The sequence below is a fragment of the Citrobacter sp. Ce006 genome (assembly GCF_030336535.1).
GTDB lineage: Bacteria > Pseudomonadota > Gammaproteobacteria > Enterobacterales > Enterobacteriaceae > Citrobacter > Citrobacter europaeus.
The window spans coordinates 118365-134577 of sequence record NZ_JAOWDO010000071.1 but is presented as its reverse complement, the minus strand read 5'-3'; the positions used below and the strand labels follow the sequence as shown (position 1 = coordinate 134577).

15 protein-coding genes are annotated in these 16213 nt (G+C 54.9%); 7 read left to right on the top strand and 8 right to left on the bottom strand.

All coding sequences use genetic code 11. The annotated features are described in order from the left end of the window. Nucleotides 1-8: 8 nt before the first annotated feature. The 5 genes from hycE to hycA all read right to left on the bottom strand — a co-directional run bounded on the left by hycE (nt 9) and on the right by hycA (nt 5698). Nucleotides 9-1718, bottom strand: coding sequence for a formate hydrogenlyase subunit HycE (gene hycE, locus OGV94_RS13870; RefSeq protein WP_003037393.1), 1710 nt, complete (start codon nt 1716-1718; stop codon nt 9-11). Between the two features lie 17 nt (nt 1719-1735). Continuing rightward, a complete protein-coding gene (locus tag OGV94_RS13865; RefSeq protein WP_003825914.1) occupies nt 1736-2659 on the bottom strand; it encodes a respiratory chain complex I subunit 1 family protein in 924 nt (307 codons plus the stop codon). Nucleotides 2660-2661: 2 nt separating this feature from the next. Beyond that, the gene (gene hycC / locus OGV94_RS13860) at nt 2662-4488 is read right to left on the bottom strand and encodes a formate hydrogenlyase subunit 3 (protein ID WP_043017340.1); all 1827 of its coding nucleotides are present in this window, start codon (nt 4486-4488) and stop codon (nt 2662-2664) included. Then, nucleotides 4485-5096, bottom strand: a complete 612-nt coding sequence (gene hycB / locus OGV94_RS13855; RefSeq protein ID WP_043017341.1) for a formate hydrogenlyase subunit HycB — start codon at nt 5094-5096, stop codon at nt 4485-4487. The genes hycC and hycB overlap by 4 nt, the downstream gene beginning before the upstream one ends. A 143-nt stretch (nt 5097-5239) precedes the next feature. Next, complete coding sequence (gene hycA, locus OGV94_RS13850; protein ID WP_043017342.1) at nt 5240-5698, bottom strand: formate hydrogenlyase regulator HycA; 459 nt, start codon at nt 5696-5698, stop codon at nt 5240-5242. Between the two features lie 198 nt (nt 5699-5896). Between hycA and hypA the strand changes: the two genes are divergently transcribed. The 7 genes from hypA (at nt 5897) to OGV94_RS13815 (ending at nt 12393) form a co-directional block, all read left to right on the top strand. Next, nucleotides 5897-6268 carry a hydrogenase maturation nickel metallochaperone HypA gene (gene hypA, locus OGV94_RS13845; protein ID WP_016154191.1) on the top strand — a complete coding sequence of 124 codons (372 nt, stop codon included), beginning with the start codon at nt 5897-5899 and terminating at the stop codon, nt 6266-6268. A gap of 103 nt (nt 6269-6371) precedes the next feature. Then, on the top strand, nt 6372-7244 hold the full coding sequence (gene hypB / locus OGV94_RS13840) for a hydrogenase nickel incorporation protein HypB (protein WP_043017343.1): 873 nt from the start codon (nt 6372-6374) through the stop codon (nt 7242-7244). After that, complete coding sequence (gene hypC / locus OGV94_RS13835; RefSeq protein ID WP_003037411.1) at nt 7235-7507, top strand: hydrogenase 3 maturation protein HypC; 273 nt, start codon at nt 7235-7237, stop codon at nt 7505-7507. The genes hypB and hypC overlap by 10 nt, the downstream gene beginning before the upstream one ends. Further along, nucleotides 7507-8628, top strand: a complete 1122-nt coding sequence (gene hypD, locus OGV94_RS13830) for a hydrogenase formation protein HypD (RefSeq protein WP_043017344.1) — start codon at nt 7507-7509, stop codon at nt 8626-8628. The genes hypC and hypD overlap by 1 nt, the downstream gene beginning before the upstream one ends. Further along, nucleotides 8625-9635: a hydrogenase expression/formation protein HypE gene (gene hypE / locus OGV94_RS13825; RefSeq protein ID WP_286523588.1), complete on the top strand. Its 1011-nt coding sequence runs from the start codon at nt 8625-8627 to the stop codon at nt 9633-9635. The genes hypD and hypE overlap by 4 nt, the downstream gene beginning before the upstream one ends. Before the next feature lie 206 nt (nt 9636-9841). After that, the gene (gene flhA / locus OGV94_RS13820; RefSeq protein ID WP_043017346.1) at nt 9842-11920 is read left to right on the top strand and encodes a formate hydrogenlyase transcriptional activator FlhA; all 2079 of its coding nucleotides are present in this window, start codon (nt 9842-9844) and stop codon (nt 11918-11920) included. 44 nt (nt 11921-11964) lie between these two features. After that, nucleotides 11965-12393: a TOBE domain-containing protein gene (locus OGV94_RS13815; RefSeq protein ID WP_003825890.1), complete on the top strand. Its 429-nt coding sequence runs from the start codon at nt 11965-11967 to the stop codon at nt 12391-12393. A 116-nt stretch (nt 12394-12509) separates the two neighbouring features. On the opposite strand, the gene OGV94_RS13810 is transcribed toward OGV94_RS13815, so the two are convergent. The 3 genes from OGV94_RS13810 to dcuC all read right to left on the bottom strand — a co-directional run bounded on the left by OGV94_RS13810 (nt 12510) and on the right by dcuC (nt 16054). Next, entirely contained in the window at nt 12510-12854 is a 345-nt protein-coding gene (locus OGV94_RS13810) for a nitrous oxide-stimulated promoter family protein (RefSeq protein ID WP_003825888.1), read from the bottom strand. A gap of 85 nt (nt 12855-12939) precedes the next feature. Continuing rightward, nucleotides 12940-14634 (bottom strand): NAD-dependent malic enzyme, encoded by a 1695-nt coding sequence (locus tag OGV94_RS13805; RefSeq protein ID WP_043017347.1) that lies wholly within the window; start codon nt 14632-14634, stop codon nt 12940-12942. 52 nt (nt 14635-14686) lie between these two features. Further along, entirely contained in the window at nt 14687-16054 is a 1368-nt protein-coding gene (gene dcuC / locus OGV94_RS13800) for a C4-dicarboxylate transporter DcuC (protein ID WP_043017348.1), read from the bottom strand. Nucleotides 16055-16213 lie beyond the last annotated feature (159 nt).

Genomic DNA, 16213 nt, shown 5'->3' with positions numbered 1-16213 from the left:
GCGATTCCTTATTTCAGCGGCGAGTTTTTACGCTCGATGCTGTAGCGCTCAAGTTCTTTGTATGGCACGACTTTGCTCTTCTTCTTACGCACATCAACCACGGTCATACGGTCAGTACAGGAGTAGCAAGGGTCGAGGCTACCGATAATCAGCGGGGCATCGGAAACGGTGTTGCCACGCAGCATATAGCGCAGCGTCGGCCAGTTGGCGTACGTCGCCGCACGGCAGCGCCAGCGATACAGTTTCTGGTTGTCGCCGGTCATGCTCCAGTGGATGTCATCTCCGCGCGGCGCTTCAGCAAAGCCCAGTGCGAAGCGGTGAGGAATATAGGTAAAGCCTTCCACCATCAGCGGGCCGCCCGGCAGGTTGTCCAGACCAAAGTCGATCATATTCAGTGCGGTGTAGACTTCATTGATACGGACTTTCAGACGAGAAATAACGTCGCAACCCTGCTCGCTATGAACTTCCATCGGCAGCAGACCATAACCGACAAACGGGTGATCGGCACGGGTGTCACGCGCGTGACCGCTGGCGCGTACCATCGGGCCGACGTTACTGAAGTCTCGAGCAATTTCCGGATCCAGACGACCAATACCAACGGTACGTTGTTCCATGTTCGGCGTGCTGAGCAGCATATCGACCAGTTCCTGCACGTCACGGCGCATCTGCTGCGCCAGTTGACGGGTCTGGATCATATCCTCTTTCAACAGGTCGCGACGAATACCGCCGATCAGGTTCAGACCGTAGGTTTTACGTGCCCCGGTGAGGATCTCGGCCATCTTCATCGACGTTTCGCGCACGCGGAAGAACTGCATAAAGCCGGAGTCAAAACCGGTAAAGTGACAGGCCAGGCCGAGGTTCAGCAGATGCGAGTGCAGACGCTCAACTTCCAGCAGAATGGCGCGGATCATCTGCGCACGCTCTGGCACCACGATGCCCATCGCATTCTCAACGGAGGTGGTATATGCGGTGCTATGCGCAAAACCGCAGATACCGCACACGCGATCCGACAGGAACGTGACTTCGTTATAACCCATACGGGTTTCCGCCAGTTTCTCCATGCCGCGGTGAACATAGAACAGACGGTAGTCGGCGTCGATGATGTTCTCGCCGTCAACGAACAGGCGGAAGTGACCGGGTTCATCGGAGGTGACGTGCAGCGGACCAATTGGCACCACGTTGTTTTTCTTGTCGCCCAGTTCGTTGATGAACTCGTAGGTTTCGGCATCGGTGGTCGGGGCCGGGCGCTGACGATAATCCATACTGTCTTTACGCAGTGGGTAGAGTTCGTCCGGCCAGTCATCCGGCAGTACCAGACGACGTTCATCCGGTAAACCTACCGGGATCAAACCGTACATATCGCGCACTTCGCGCTCGCCCCAGACTGCAGCCGGAACGCGCGGCGTGACGGACGGAAACTCCAGCTTATTGGCATCGACCTCAACGCGGACGGTTATCCAGCACTTGGTGCCCTGCTCCATCGACATCACGTAGTAAACGGCATAATGGCCGCACAGCTGGCGTTCGTCGTTACCAAACAGCACGGACAACCAGCCACCCTGTTTGTAGTACAGGAACTCCACCACTTCCGGCAGGTAGTTCACCTTGACGGTGATCGTCAGCTGATCTTTGGTCTGCCAGGCTTCATCCAGTACGACACCCGGAAAGGCCTGGTGCAGCGCAGCGAGATATTGTTGACCTAATTTTTCTTCAGACATGCTCAAACTCTCTTAAATCACGCCACCAGCAAGGAGACGAACGCTAAAAACGCAAACCCAAAACCGGCCCAGGTCACGCGTGAAGTGGCGCAAAAACGCAGACGCGCCATGCTGTTTTCGAACAGGGCGATAACCAGCACGCCGAGGACCAGCTTGACGACGGCAATCACCAGCGCCAACAGCAGCCCACCGGCGGTGAAGGTTTCCATCTGTCCCCACGGCAGGAACACGCCGACGAACATTTGCAGAACGACCAGTTGCTTGAGGCTAATGCCCCATTTCAGCACCGCAAAACCGCTGCCGCTGTATTCGGTCAATGGACCTTCCTGCAGCTCCTGCTCTGCTTCCGCCAGATCGAACGGCAGTTTGCCCATTTCGATAAAGGTGGCGAAAGCACAGGCGCACAGCGCCAGAATCAGCGGGATGCTGCGCGCAGCAGGCCAGTGATAAATGGTATCGGCGATATTGCTGATATGAGTTGAGCCAGCAACCTGCGCCGCTACCCACAGCCCCAACAGCAGGATAGGTTCAACCAGTACGCCGAGCATCGCTTCGCGGCTGGCACCAATAGCGGTAAATGGGCTACCGGTATCCAGACCCGCGATAGAGAAGAAGAAACGGGCGATGGCGAACAGGTAAATCAAGGTGATCAGATCGCCCAGTTGCGGCAGCGGCGAGCCAACGGTCACTACCGGCAACGCGGTGGCGATAGTCAGCATCACGCCCACCATCACGAACGGTGTCAGGCGGAAAACCCAGCTGGAATCCGCAGGCGCAATGCTCTGACGGCCCAGCAGTTTGATAATGTCGCGGTATTCCTGCAAAACGCCCGGACCACGGCGATTGTGCAAACGCGCACGCGCCACGCGGGTAACACCGGAAAGTAGCGGCGCAACGGCAAACAGCACCAGCGCCTGAATTAACGGATATAAAACACTCATTCTCAGGCTCCTCGTGAAACCACAATCACCACCAGCACCGCCAGCTCAATCAATGCCAGACGACGGAACAGCACCGGGGCAGCCGCATTCTGCCAGCCCGGAACCAGTGATACCGGGTTTAGCCATTTACGCAGTTTGAGTACCGGGGCAAAGGCTTCTTTCACCGGCATGGCAAAACCGTGCGCGGTAATGACCATTGACTGCTCATGATCGTAACCACACACCCATGCCGCACCGCGTGAACGCGACGGCAGACGGTTGCCTTTGAAAATTGCCATGATGATGAACGGCAGCAGCGGACATGCGATCAGCAGCAGCGTGATCATTGGCTGAGAAACGGTGGTGTTCGCAGTTTCCAGCGGCAGCGGAACGGCAGAGGAGATCATCGGCAGCAGCCACGGCGCCGCCACGCCGCCAATCACGCAACAGATAGCCAGCGCAACGACGCTCACCCCCATCAGGATTGGCGCGCAGCAGGCGTTTTCAGCTTCCTTCGTGCGCGGTGCGCCAAGGAACGTAACGCCATAGACTTTCGCCATACACATCACCGCCAGCGCGCCGGTAATCGCCAGTCCTACCGCCAGCAACGGTCCTAACAGACGGCCGACAAACGCGCCGCTGTTGCCAAGCTTAAAGAAGGACTGGTAGATAACCCACTCACCGGCAAAACCGTTCAGCGGCGGCAGTGCGGCCATCGCCATCAGGCCAACCAGCATCGCCAGAGAGATAACCGGCATACGTTTACCAATACCACCCAGTTTTTCGATATCACGATGACCGGTACGGAACCAGATGCTACCTGCGCCCAGGAACAGAACGCTTTTGAACAGGCTGTGGTTTACCAGGTGGTACAGACCGCCGGTCAAACCTAGCGCAATCAGCGCCGGTTGATTCAGGGAAATCCCGGTCACGCCAGCACCCAGACCCAGCAGAATAATGCCGATGTTTTCCAGCGTGTGGTACGCCAGCAGACGCTGAATGTTGTGTTCCATCAGCGCATACAGACCGCCGACAAATGCGGTGATCATACCCAGCACCAGCAGCGTAATCCCCCACCACAGCGGCGCGTTACCGCCCAGCAGCGACAGGGAGAGAATACCCAGCAGCCCCACCTTCATGACGACGGTAGAGAACAGCGCCGCAGCCGGTGCGCTGGCGTTGGCGTGCGCCTGTGGCACCCATCCGTGCAGCGGAATAATCCCGGCCAGCAGGCCAAAACCCGCCACGCCCAGCAGCCAGATGTCAGAGCCAAGGGGCAGCTCCTGAGTACGCAGGTCAAGCAGGCGCAACTCCAGGGTGCCGTAACGTTGCCACACCAGGTAACAGGCAATAGCCAGCAGCAGCGTACCAACGCGTCCCAGCGCAAACCACAGTTTGCCCTCTTTACTGCAGCCGGTGAGGAACACGGCGCACAGCGCCATGATTTCCGCCATCACCACCAGCGTTCCGAGGTTGCTGGCCACCACCGCACATACCGCCGCGGCCATCAGCAGATTCACCAGCAGGCCGTTAGCTTTCACCTGCGGATGACGATGCCAGTCAATGTTGTACAGGCTGACAAACAGGCCGCACAGGCCCAGCGTAATAAGCCAGATAGCGTTCAGCGGCGTGACTTGCAGACTGTGGCCGATAAACGGCATCACGCCGCTAATCGCAACGGCGCGGGTCAGTACGAGAAATCCCGCAGCCGCCGTACACAGGCTGCCCACCGCACCGCCAACCCCGGCAATCCAGCCGCTCAGCGGTTTATGAAACGAAAACAGAAATGCCAGAACCGCAGCCGCTGTAAACCAGGCCACGCCGCTGTTAATTAGTGAAATTGCGCTCATTTTGCATCTCCACTCTGAGCCTGCTGAAACAAGGTGAGATCGCCGAAATCGGTATTGAAAGTCAGCTCACGCTTACGTTTGCTGGCGCGGGCGATATCCATGTTGCTCACCAGATGCAGGGCTTTGGTTGGGCACATGCGTACACAGGCCGGACCAAGCTCATCAAAACTGCACAGATCGCATTTCACCGCGATGGCGCGAACGCCCGGAACCCAATCCAACAGCGTGCTCACGCGGGCAGGCGCTGGCGGAGCCGGAGGCGCTTTTGGCGTATTGGCGTTTGCCGGGATATGCAGCGGACGGCTACCGGAAAACTCAATTGCGCCAAACGGACAGGCAATCCCGCACAGTTTGCAGCTTACGCACAGGCTTTCATTCAGTTGCACGGCACCATCAACGCGATTAATCGCATTAACCGGACAAACGGTGGCGCAAGGCGCATCTTCACACTGGTGGCAAAGCTGCGGGGCGGATTCTTTTTCATTTAACATCACTTTCAGGCGCGGCATTGACTGCAGGCCATGCTGGCGATGTGTCTCTGAGCAGGCAGCTTCACAGGTGTGGCAGCCGATACAAAGAGTGGAGTCAGCAATTACAAAACGATTCACCAGGCATTCCTCAGGTGATAGTCATTTTTGACGAAAACATGTCTGGTAAATGTCATTTCGACATTTTTCGACATGCCCATTCCCTAAACTGTCGTGACGCAATATGAAAGCGCATCATGACAAAAGTGGGCAGCGCCCGAGGCTTAAGCCGGGCTGTGTCCCTCAACCAGTTGGCTTAAATTCACCGGCATATTGTTCTCAACCGCGGTGTAGAGGCTGTCGTAGACGGTGGCGATTTTTTCGAGATAGTGCTCCAGCACCTGCTCGCGATCGCGGTTGCTGATACGCTCATCGACTTTACCGTCGATGGTCAACTCTGCCCGTGCAATCAGTTGTTTATCATCACCATCTTTCGTTTCAACGTAGTATTCGATGGTGTGGCTGTTAAAGCCGTCCGCCAGCGTGACGTAGATAGTGAAGTGTTCAAAAAGGACGAAGCAGAGATCCTTGTCCGGTGCGCAGCTCATTGCATGATGCAAACGCGCTTTTGACAGGGTGATCCCCTGAACCAGCGAGTTACAGTAAATACGCCACTGGTCCTGTAGGCGACGGTGCCGTTCAGCGATGTAATCGGCTTTTTCGCTTATTTCCCAAATAGTCATGTCAGGTTACCCGTTTAGCAGAGATAAACACCCTTAAGCACATTTCATGCCAAAATTAAAATTCTTTATTTTCATATAGATAAAAAACATAAACCCGGTGACGACGTGTCATTTCGTCATCGTCGTCATTGTCACTCGCGGGAAATTTCAACCTGGCATGTTTATTGCTTTTAATATCGCAACTTCACAGGAGGCGGTATGCACGAAATAACCCTCTGCCAACGGGCACTGGAATTGATTGAACAACAGGCCACGCAATACGGTGCTCAGCGAGTAACTGGGGTCTGGCTCAAAATTGGCGCATTTTCTTGCGTAGAAACCAGCGCTCTCGCCTTTTGTTTTGATCTGGTATGCCGCGGGACCCTTGCAGAAGGTTGTAAACTCCACCTCGAAGAACAAGAAGCCGAATGTTGGTGCGAATCTTGTCAGCAATACGTCACCTTACTGACGCAACGCGTGCGCAGATGTCCGCAATGCAACAGCGATATGCTGAGAATTGTGGCCGATGACGGCTTACAGATTCGACGTATTGAAATAGATGAAACTCCAGCGCCGGATGCCGACGCCTAAGCGTCTTGTCCGGCCTACAGGAATGGCCTGAGTTGTTGGCCGGAAAAGACGAAGCCGCCATCCGGCAACAGATATACCGCAAGATAAAGATCAGGAGTGAGCGATGTGTACGACATGTGGTTGCGCTGAAGGCAACCTTTATATAGAGGGTGATGAGCATAATCCCCACTCGGCGTTTCGCAGCGCGCCATTTGCCCCGGCAGCTCGTCCGGCGCTGAACATAACCGGTGTGAAGACCTCCAGTTTCACGCCAAGCCAGACCGAAGAAGGCGATTTGCACTACGGTCACGGAGAAGCTGGCACCCACGCGCCAGGCATGAGCCAGCGCCGGATGCTGGAAGTGGAAATTGACGTGCTGGACAAAAACAACCGTCTGGCCGAGCGCAACCGCGCCCGCTTTGCTGCCCGTCAACATCTGGTGCTGAACCTTGTCTCAAGCCCTGGCTCCGGTAAAACCACGCTACTGACCGAAACGCTGATGAAGCTTAAAGACAGCGTGCCGTGCGCCGTGATTGAAGGCGACCAGCAGACGGTTAATGATGCCGCCCGTATTCGCGCCACAGGCACCCCAGCCATTCAGGTCAACACCGGTAAAGGCTGTCACCTCGACGCCCAAATGATTGCTGACGCCGCGCCGCGTTTGCCGCTTGAAGACAACGGCATTCTGTTCATTGAAAACGTCGGGAACCTGGTTTGCCCGGCCAGCTTCGACCTCGGCGAGCGTCATAAAGTGGCGGTGCTTTCCGTCACCGAAGGTGAAGACAAGCCGCTAAAATACCCACATATGTTTGCCGCCGCGTCGCTGATGCTGCTCAACAAAGTCGATCTGCTGCCGTACCTCAATTTTGACGTAGAGAAGTGCATCGCCAGCGCCCGGGAAGTGAACCCGGAAATTGAGATTATCCTGATTTCTGCCACCAGCGGCGAAGGCATGGATCAATGGCTCTCCTGGCTGGAGGCGCAGCGATGTGCATAGGTGTTCCGGGTCAAATCCGCACCATTGATGGCAACCAGGCTAAAGTCGACGTTTGCGGTATTCAGCGTGACGTCGACCTGACGCTGGTCGGAAGCTGCGATGAACATGGTCAACCTCGTCTGGGTCAGTGGGTACTGGTCCACGTCGGTTTTGCCATGAGCATCATTAATGAAGCTGAAGCGCGCGACACGCTCGACGCGCTGCAAAATATGTTTGACGTTGAGCCGGATGTCGGCGCATTGCTGTATGGCGAGGAAAAATAATGCGTTTTGTTGACGAATACCGCGCACCAGAACAGGTGATGCAGTTGATAGAGCACCTGTGTGAACGTGCCGCACTCCTCCCCTACACGGCTGAACGCCCGCTGCGCATCATGGAAGTTTGTGGTGGTCATACCCACGCTATCTTCAAGTTCGGTCTCGACCAGTTATTGCCTGAAAATGTCGAGTTTATTCATGGACCAGGCTGCCCGGTTTGCGTTCTGCCGATGGGCAGAATCGACAGCTGTGTTGAAATCGCCAGCCATCCAGAAGTGATTTTCTGCACCTTTGGCGATGCGATGCGCGTCCCGGGTAAACAAGGTTCTTTGCTACAAGCCAAAGCACGCGGCGCAGATATCCGCATCGTCTATTCACCGATGGATGCGCTGAAGCTGGCGCAGGAAAACCCAACGCGTAAGGTAGTGTTCTTTGGCCTGGGTTTTGAAACCACAATGCCAACCACCGCCATCACCCTGCAGCAGGCAAAACAGCGTAACGTGCAGAACTTTTACTTTTTCTGCCAGCACATCACGCTTATTCCTACGCTGCGCAGTCTGCTGGAGCAGCCGGACAACGGCATCGACGCCTTTTTAGCGCCAGGCCACGTCAGCATGGTGATTGGTACCGATGCCTATAACTTCATTGCGTCAGACTTCCATCGTCCGTTAGTGGTCGCCGGTTTCGAACCGCTCGATTTGCTGCAGGGCGTGGTGATGTTGATTGAACAGAAGATTGCCGAGCATAGTCAGGTCGAAAACCAGTACCGCCGCGTGGTGCCGGACGCCGGTAACGCGTTAGCGCAAAAGGCTATCGCCGACGTGTTCTGCGTCAATGGCGACAGTGAATGGCGCGGCCTGGGCGTAATTGAATCCTCTGGCGTTCACCTGACGCCAGACTATCAGCGTTTTGATGCCGAAGCGCATTTCCAGCCAGCGCCGCAGCAGGTGTATGACGATCCGCGCGCCCGTTGCGGAGAGGTATTGACCGGCCGATGCAAACCGCATCAGTGCCCGCTATTTGGCAAAACCTGTAACCCGGAGACCGCGTTTGGCGCCCTGATGGTCTCCTCAGAAGGCGCATGTGCCGCCTGGTATCAGTATCGTCAGCAGGAGTGTGAAGCATGAACAGCGTACAACTCGCCCACGGTAGCGGCGGTCAGGCTATGCAGCAGTTGATCAACAGTCTGTTTATGGAAGCTTTTGCTAATCCGTGGCTGGCAGAACAAGAGGATCAGGCACGTCTGGAACTGGCGCAGCTGGTGGCAGAAGGCGATCGTCTGGCATTTTCAACCGACAGCTATGTTATCGATCCGTTGTTCTTCCCGGGCGGCAATATCGGCAAGCTGGCTATTTGCGGTACGGCTAACGACGTAGCGGTCAGCGGCGCAATCCCGCGCTACCTCTCCTGTGGTTTTATCCTCGAAGAGGGTCTGCCGATGGAGACGCTGAAAACCGTCGTTAACAGCATGGCAGCAACCGCGCACGAAGCGGGCATCGCCATCGTAACCGGCGATACCAAAGTCGTGCAGCGCGGCGCAGCAGACAAGCTGTTCATCAACACCGCCGGAATGGGGGCGATCCCCGCCAACATCCACTGGGGGGCACAGACCCTCAGCCCGGGCGATGTGCTGCTGGTCAGCGGTACGCTTGGCGATCACGGCGCAACTATCCTTAACCTGCGCGAACAGTTGGGTCTTGATGGTGAACTGGTCAGCGACTGCGCGGTATTAACGCCGCTTATCCAGACGCTACGTGATATTCCCGGCGTGAAGGCGCTGCGTGACGCGACCCGTGGCGGCGTGAATGCGGTAACGCATGAATTTGCCGCCTCATGCGGATTTGGTATTGAGCTGTCTGAAGCGGCCCTGCCCGTGAAGCCCGCGGTGCGCGGCGTTTGCGAACTGCTGGGTCTGGATGCGCTCAACTTTGCTAACGAGGGCAAGCTGGTGATTGCCGTTGAGCGCCAGGCGGCTGAAATGGCGCTTGCCGCGCTGCGCGCGCATCCGTTAGGGCGCGATGCCGCAATGATTGGTGAAGTGGTGGAACGCAAAGGTGTACGTCTTGCCGGACTCTACGGCGTGAAACGAACCCTCGATTTACCGCACGCCGAGCCATTGCCTCGTATATGCTAACAGCCGGTTGGCAGCAAGCTGTAGGCCGGATAAGACGCATTTGCGTCGACATCCGGCATTAACGATGCATTTTCGCCCGATGGCGCTTTGCCGATCGGGCCTACGGTTCGTGTAGCCGGACCAATCCGGCAATAAATTACGACTTATACCTATAATTCATTTACCGTTTTCGCACCGTTCTGCGGTGCTTTTCCTGGAAAAGCAATATGTCGTATACACCGATGAGTGACCTTGGACAGCAAGGCCTGTTCGATATTACTCGTACATTATTACAGCAGCCCGATCTCCCGTCTCTCAGCGAGGCGCTTTCGCAGCTGGTCAAGCGTTCAGCGCTGGCCGACTGTGCGGCTATTGTCTTGTGGCAGGCACAAACGCAGCGTGCGCGTTATTTTGCGACGCGTGAAAATGGTAAACCCATCGATTATGAAGACGAAACGGTGCTGGCGCATGGCCCGGTACGCCGTATTTTGTCTCGCCCCGATGCGCTGCACTGCAACTATCATGAGTTTACGGAAACCTGGCCGCAACTGGCCTCAGGCGGGCTGTATTCTGAATTTGGCCACTACTGTCTGTTGCCGCTGGCGGCAGATGGGCGAATCTTTGGCGGCTGCGAATTCATCCGTAATGAAGATCGGCCGTGGAGTGAAAAAGAGTACAACCGGCTGCAGACCTTCACGCAAATAGTCGGCGTTGTTGCTGAACAAATTCAAAGCAGGGTCAGCAACAACGTCGATTACGATTTACTGTGCCGCGAGCGCGACAACTTTCGCATCCTGGTCGCCATCACCAATGCGGTGCTCTCGCGTCTCGACATTGATGAACTGGTTAGCGAAGTCGCCAAGGAGATCCATCACTACTTCGACATTGATGCTATCAGCATCGTGTTACGCAGCGATCGCAAGAATAAACTCAGCATTTATTCCACCCATTATCTGGATGAACATCATCCGGCGCACGAACAAAGTGAGGTGGACGAAGCAGGCACACTCTCTGAACGGGTCTTCAAAAGCAAAGAGATGCTGCTGATTAACCTGAGTGAACGCGATACCCTTGCTCCTTACGAACGGATGCTGTTCGAAACCTGGGGTAACCAGCTACAGACTCTGTGCCTGCTGCCGCTGATGTCCGGCAATACTATGCTCGGCGTACTGAAGCTGGCGCAGTGCGAAGAGAAAGTGTTCACCACCGCCAACCTAAAACTACTGCGTCAAATCGCCGAACGCGTGGCGATCGCCGTAGATAACGCCCTCGCCTACCAGGAGATCCACCGCCTGAAGGAACGTCTGGTCGACGAAAACCTGGCGTTGACGGAACAACTCAACAACGTGGAGAGTGAGTTCGGCGAAATCATTGGCCGCAGCGAAGCGATGTACAGCGTACTCAAGCAGGTCGAAATGGTGGCGCAAAGCGACAGCACCGTCCTGATTCTGGGTGAAACCGGAACGGGTAAGGAGCTGATCGCGCGGGCAATTCACAACCTGAGCGGACGCAACGCCCGCCGAATGGTGAAAATGAACTGCGCGGCAATGCCTGCCGGATTGCTGGAAAGCGATCTGTTTGGCCATGAGCGCGGCGCGTTTACCGGGGCCAGCACGCAGCGGATTGGGCGTTTCGAACTGGCGGACAAAAGTTCGTTGTTCCTCGACGAAGTTGGCGACATGCCGCTGGAACTTCAGCCGAAGCTGCTGCGCGTTCTGCAGGAGCAGGAGTTTGAACGTCTGGGCAGCAATAAGCTGATCCAGACCGACGTTCGCTTGATCGCCGCCACCAACCGCGATCTGAAAAAGATGGTCGCCGATCGCGAGTTTCGTAACGATCTCTACTATCGGCTGAACGTCTTCCCGATCCATCTGCCGCCGCTGCGTGAGCGCCCGGAAGATATTCCGCTACTGGTGAAAGCCTTCACCTTTAAGATTGCCCGCCGGATGGGGCGCAATATCGACAGTATTCCCGCCGAAGCTCTGCGTACGCTGAGCAATATGGAATGGCCGGGTAACGTGCGTGAACTGGAAAACGTGGTAGAGCGCGCGGTTCTGCTCACCCGAGGCAACGTGCTGCAACTGTCCCTGCCGGATGTTGTCGCGTTGACGCCATCCACCCCACCAGTGGCGACCGAAGTCGCGCAGGACGGCGAAGATGAATATCAGCTGATAATGCGCGTGCTAAAAGAGACCAACGGCGTCGTTGCCGGTCCGAAAGGCGCGGCGCAAAGACTGGGGCTGAAACGCACAACGTTACTCTCACGCATGAAACGATTGGGCATTGATAAGGATGCACTGGTTTAGCCAGTGTGGTTATACTGGGTGATATCTCAACGAAAGGAGGCAGTATGGCGGTATCAGCACGTAATCAATTAACCGGTACGGTGAGCGCAGTCGCTACGGGCGCAGTGAATGATGAAGTTGAACTGACGCTGGCTGGCGGCGCAAAACTGGTCGCGATTGTAACCCATAGCAGCCAGCAGGCGTTGGGTCTGGCAAAAGGGAAAGAGGCGATTGCCCTGATTAAAGCGCCGTGGGTAACGCTGGCAACAGAAGACTGCGGCCTGAAGTTCTCTGCCCGTAACCAGTTTGCCGGTAGCGTTTCCCAGGTCACCGAAGGCGCAGTCAACGCCACGGTACATATCAAAACTGACGCAGGCTTTGAGATTGTTGCCGTCGTCACCAACGAAAGTCAGCAAGAAATGAAACTGAGCCAGGGAAGCCGCGTTGTTGCGCTGATCAAAGCCTCAGCCATTCTGATTGCCACCAAAGCGTAATCGCCATCGTCAACGCATGGCCAGTTTGCCCGATAGCGCTGTGCTTATCGGGCCTACGCGGCAGGAGCGCTTGCTCTCGTAGGCCAGATAAAGCATCGCCGCCATCCGGCATAGAATTACTTCTTCCGCTGGTATTTCTCTGGCAATTCCGGTACCGGACGTTTGTCATCAATCAGATGACGCACGGTCAGAATCGGATGACGCCAGAGCATTCTTGGTCCAGCCCAGCGCATAATTTGCTTCATCTCTTCGCGTTTAGCAGGTTGATAACAGTGCACAGGGCACTGTTTACAGGCCGGTTTTTCCTCACCAAATACGCACTTATCGAGGCGCTTTTGCGCATAGGCAAACAACGCATCGTAATGCCCCGGCTCGTCTGAAGCCTGCGGACACTGGCTTTCATACAGCGAGATCATTCTCTGGATCGTCATTTTTTCACGTGCAATACGTTTGCCGGACATGATGCCTCCACAATTAAGTTGCATAAATAATACACCTTAACAGTGAAGGCAACCATCACATGAGATCAATTCCCCACGAGAATGACTAAATTGCCCTGCGTTTATAAGGACGGTAGTGCGGTAGCCAAAAGTTATCGTTGATGCTCTGCAACAGCGCGTCGTCGCTCATCTTCTCTGCCACACCTGACTGCTGCGCCGTCTTGCCGACCTCGAAGGCAATGCGGCGCGTCACGTCACAGATTGTCCCAATCTCCGGCAACAGAGCGCCTTCCCCGTTATGCACCAGCGGAGAAGCATCGGCCAGCGCACGGCTTGCCGCCATCAACATGGCTTCTGTTATTCGCGCCGCGCCGCTGGCGATAGCCCCCAGACCGATGGCCGGGAAAACATAAACGTTATTGCACTGCGCAACCGGAATGGAACACCCATTAAATTCAACCGCATCGCAGGGACTGCCGGTCGCGATGATGGCCCGTCCCTCGGTCCAGCGAACAATATCTTCTGGCCGCGCTTCCATTCTCGAGGTGGGATTCGACAACGGCATAACAATCGGCCGATCGCAGTATTGGTACATCGTGCTAATCACCTCCTGCGAAAATAATCCGGCCTGGCCCGACACACCCAGCATCACCGAAGGTTTGGCATTGTGGATAACCTCCAGTAACGACGGAGTCTGCCCCTCATACAGCCAGTCAGATAAGGCCACGGGAGGCTGCGCCAGCGGTTGCTGGAAATCCGCTAATCCATGATTGGTGGTCATCACCAGACCGTCACGATCCACCATAAAAATGGTCCGTCGGGCTTCGGCCTGGCTCATTCCTTCAGAGATGCGGCAGGCGATAATATGTCGGGCGATCCCACATCCGGCAGCACCCGCGCCCACAATCACAATCGATTGCTGACGGAAATCGCGGCCGCTGCCACGACAGGCAGCAACCACGGTCGCCAGAGCCACCGACGCCGTGCCCTGAATATCATCATTAAAACAGCACAGCTCATCGCGATAGCGGTCCAGTAACGGTACAGCGGTATGCTGGGCGAAATCTTCAAACTGCAGCAGAACGTTAGGCCAGCGCCGTTTTACGGCAGCAATAAACATACCAATGAATGCGAAGTAGTCTTCGCCAGTTATGCGCGGATGACGCCAGCCGATATAGCGCGGATCGTCCAGCAGTCGCGTATTGTTCGTACCGACATCCAGCAGAATGGGTAGCGTATTCGCCGGATTAACCCCGCCACAGACGGTATAGAGCGACAGTTTCCCGATAGGGATCCCCATACCGCCAACGCCCTGGTCACCTAGTCCCAGAATGCGCTCACCATCAGTGACGACGATGACCTTGATATCGTGTCGTGGAATATCATGCAAAATATCGTCAATACGATCGCGATCGGGCCAGGAAATAAAGACACCACGCGCCCGACGATATATCCAGGAGAATTTTTCGCAGGCAGCCCCGACTACTGGGGTATAAACGATTGGCAACATCTCGGGCAGGTACTTTTTCAACAGGTAATAAAATAAAGTTTCGTTGGTATCCTGGATATTACGCAGGTAAATATGTCGAGCGTTGTGGGATTCAGCCTCAAGATATTGTTGATACGCCCGCTCAGCTTGTTCATCAATATTCTCAATCGCGCAAGGCAGTAGCCCACTCAGGTTAAAGTCATGTCTTTCTTGCTGCGTGAAGCTACTTCCCTTGTTTAATAACGGAGACTCAAGCAGTAACTTCCCCGTAAACGGGACGTATAAAACATCGTTTGTCACGTTGCCATCCATAAATTACAACCAGATAAAAAAATAAGAGCCTGCATTAACAGGCTCTCGGGATTCAAATCAGGACATAGTTGGCAACCAGCATCGCCGCGATACCGGCCAGCGCTGGAAGCAGCGTTCTTCTGACAATCATAAACGGTGAGCATTCCCCTGCCTTGCTTACCGCAATAATGATGCCAGCCACCGGAGACATTGAGCGCCCCATTCCCGCCATCAACTGCATTGGCAGGATCATATTGACAGCGCTCTCACCGAATTTTGCCGCAATCGAAGGTGCCAGGCCGGAGAAAGAGAAAAAGGCTGCAACGCCAGAGCCAGTCAGGACGGCGGTGACGCCCACCAGCGCGGTCATTACCAGCGTCATGCTGGTAAAACCCAGCCCTGCGTTTTGCACGGACTGCAACAGGTAGTCCACAGCGCCAATTTTCTGCAGCCCCTGGGCATAAATATCCGCACATACCAGCAAGGAAACGATGCTGGTAAACATGCTGCCCATCCCTTTGAAAAAGACCTGTAATCCTTTGCAGCAGCTTTTGAAATCTCGGGTAGCCACCAGTTCGAAGAAAAAAGCGACGACCGCGCCAAGGATCATTGCTGTGACCACGTCAATTTTGATGGATTTGATAACCAAAGGGCTAAAGACCAGCACCAGTACCACAGGCAAGACGGGCAACAGCGCATAAATGACGGGCACCTTACGGCCTTCTTCTTCCGCTTGTGCTACGCTTTGCGCTCCAGGAACAAAGCCATCTTTTTTGTCGAAATACTTCGCGCTGAAGTAAATCACCACCGCCACGGCCAGCATTACGACCACCGCCACTGGCATCTGGTAATGAGCAAAGTAGATAGCGCTTTCCATGCCAGCATGCTTGGCTGCCAGATTCGCCGTACCAACCGCGGGCCCTAAATCCATAAACGCGCACAGACCGATCATCGCGGCCGCGGAGGCTTTACTGACTCCCAGGCGTACCAGGACCGGGAAGAATGTTACCAGCAGCAACATTGCCAGACCTGCCGCACTTGAAATTGCCACGTGCAGAAGCTGTGCGCAGATATACCCTAACGCAAGGATCAGGTATGGCGCTTTAATCACCTGCAGCGGTCGAATGCACATATTCACCATCGCGTTCGACGCTTTAATGTGATCCATATAGCTGGCAAATCCACCCGCCGCCATGATGATAAGACCAATACCCGCGATTTGTGTGGTAAGCGATTCTTTTGCAAAACTAAAGATATCCAGCCAGGTTGACCCCGTGGATTTTGCTTTATCATAAAGAATGCTGTTTTCAGGATAAAACAGTACGGTAATGGTCAATAATGCCAGTCCAGCGAGTAATAGAACAGTTTGCGGCTGATAGTTTTTCACAATTAACCATGCAGCAATAACTGTTATCACTATTGCTATAATAAACGCCGTCATAATAACAATTCCTATGCCATACAAATCGGGTAGGGTTTTCTGACATATCATCATAGCTTATGTAGGATAGTAAAAAATCACACCTATATATAAGCAGCTATAATATGCACGTAAATTTAACGTATTACATACTCAAATATTGAGATTTAATTGTAATGG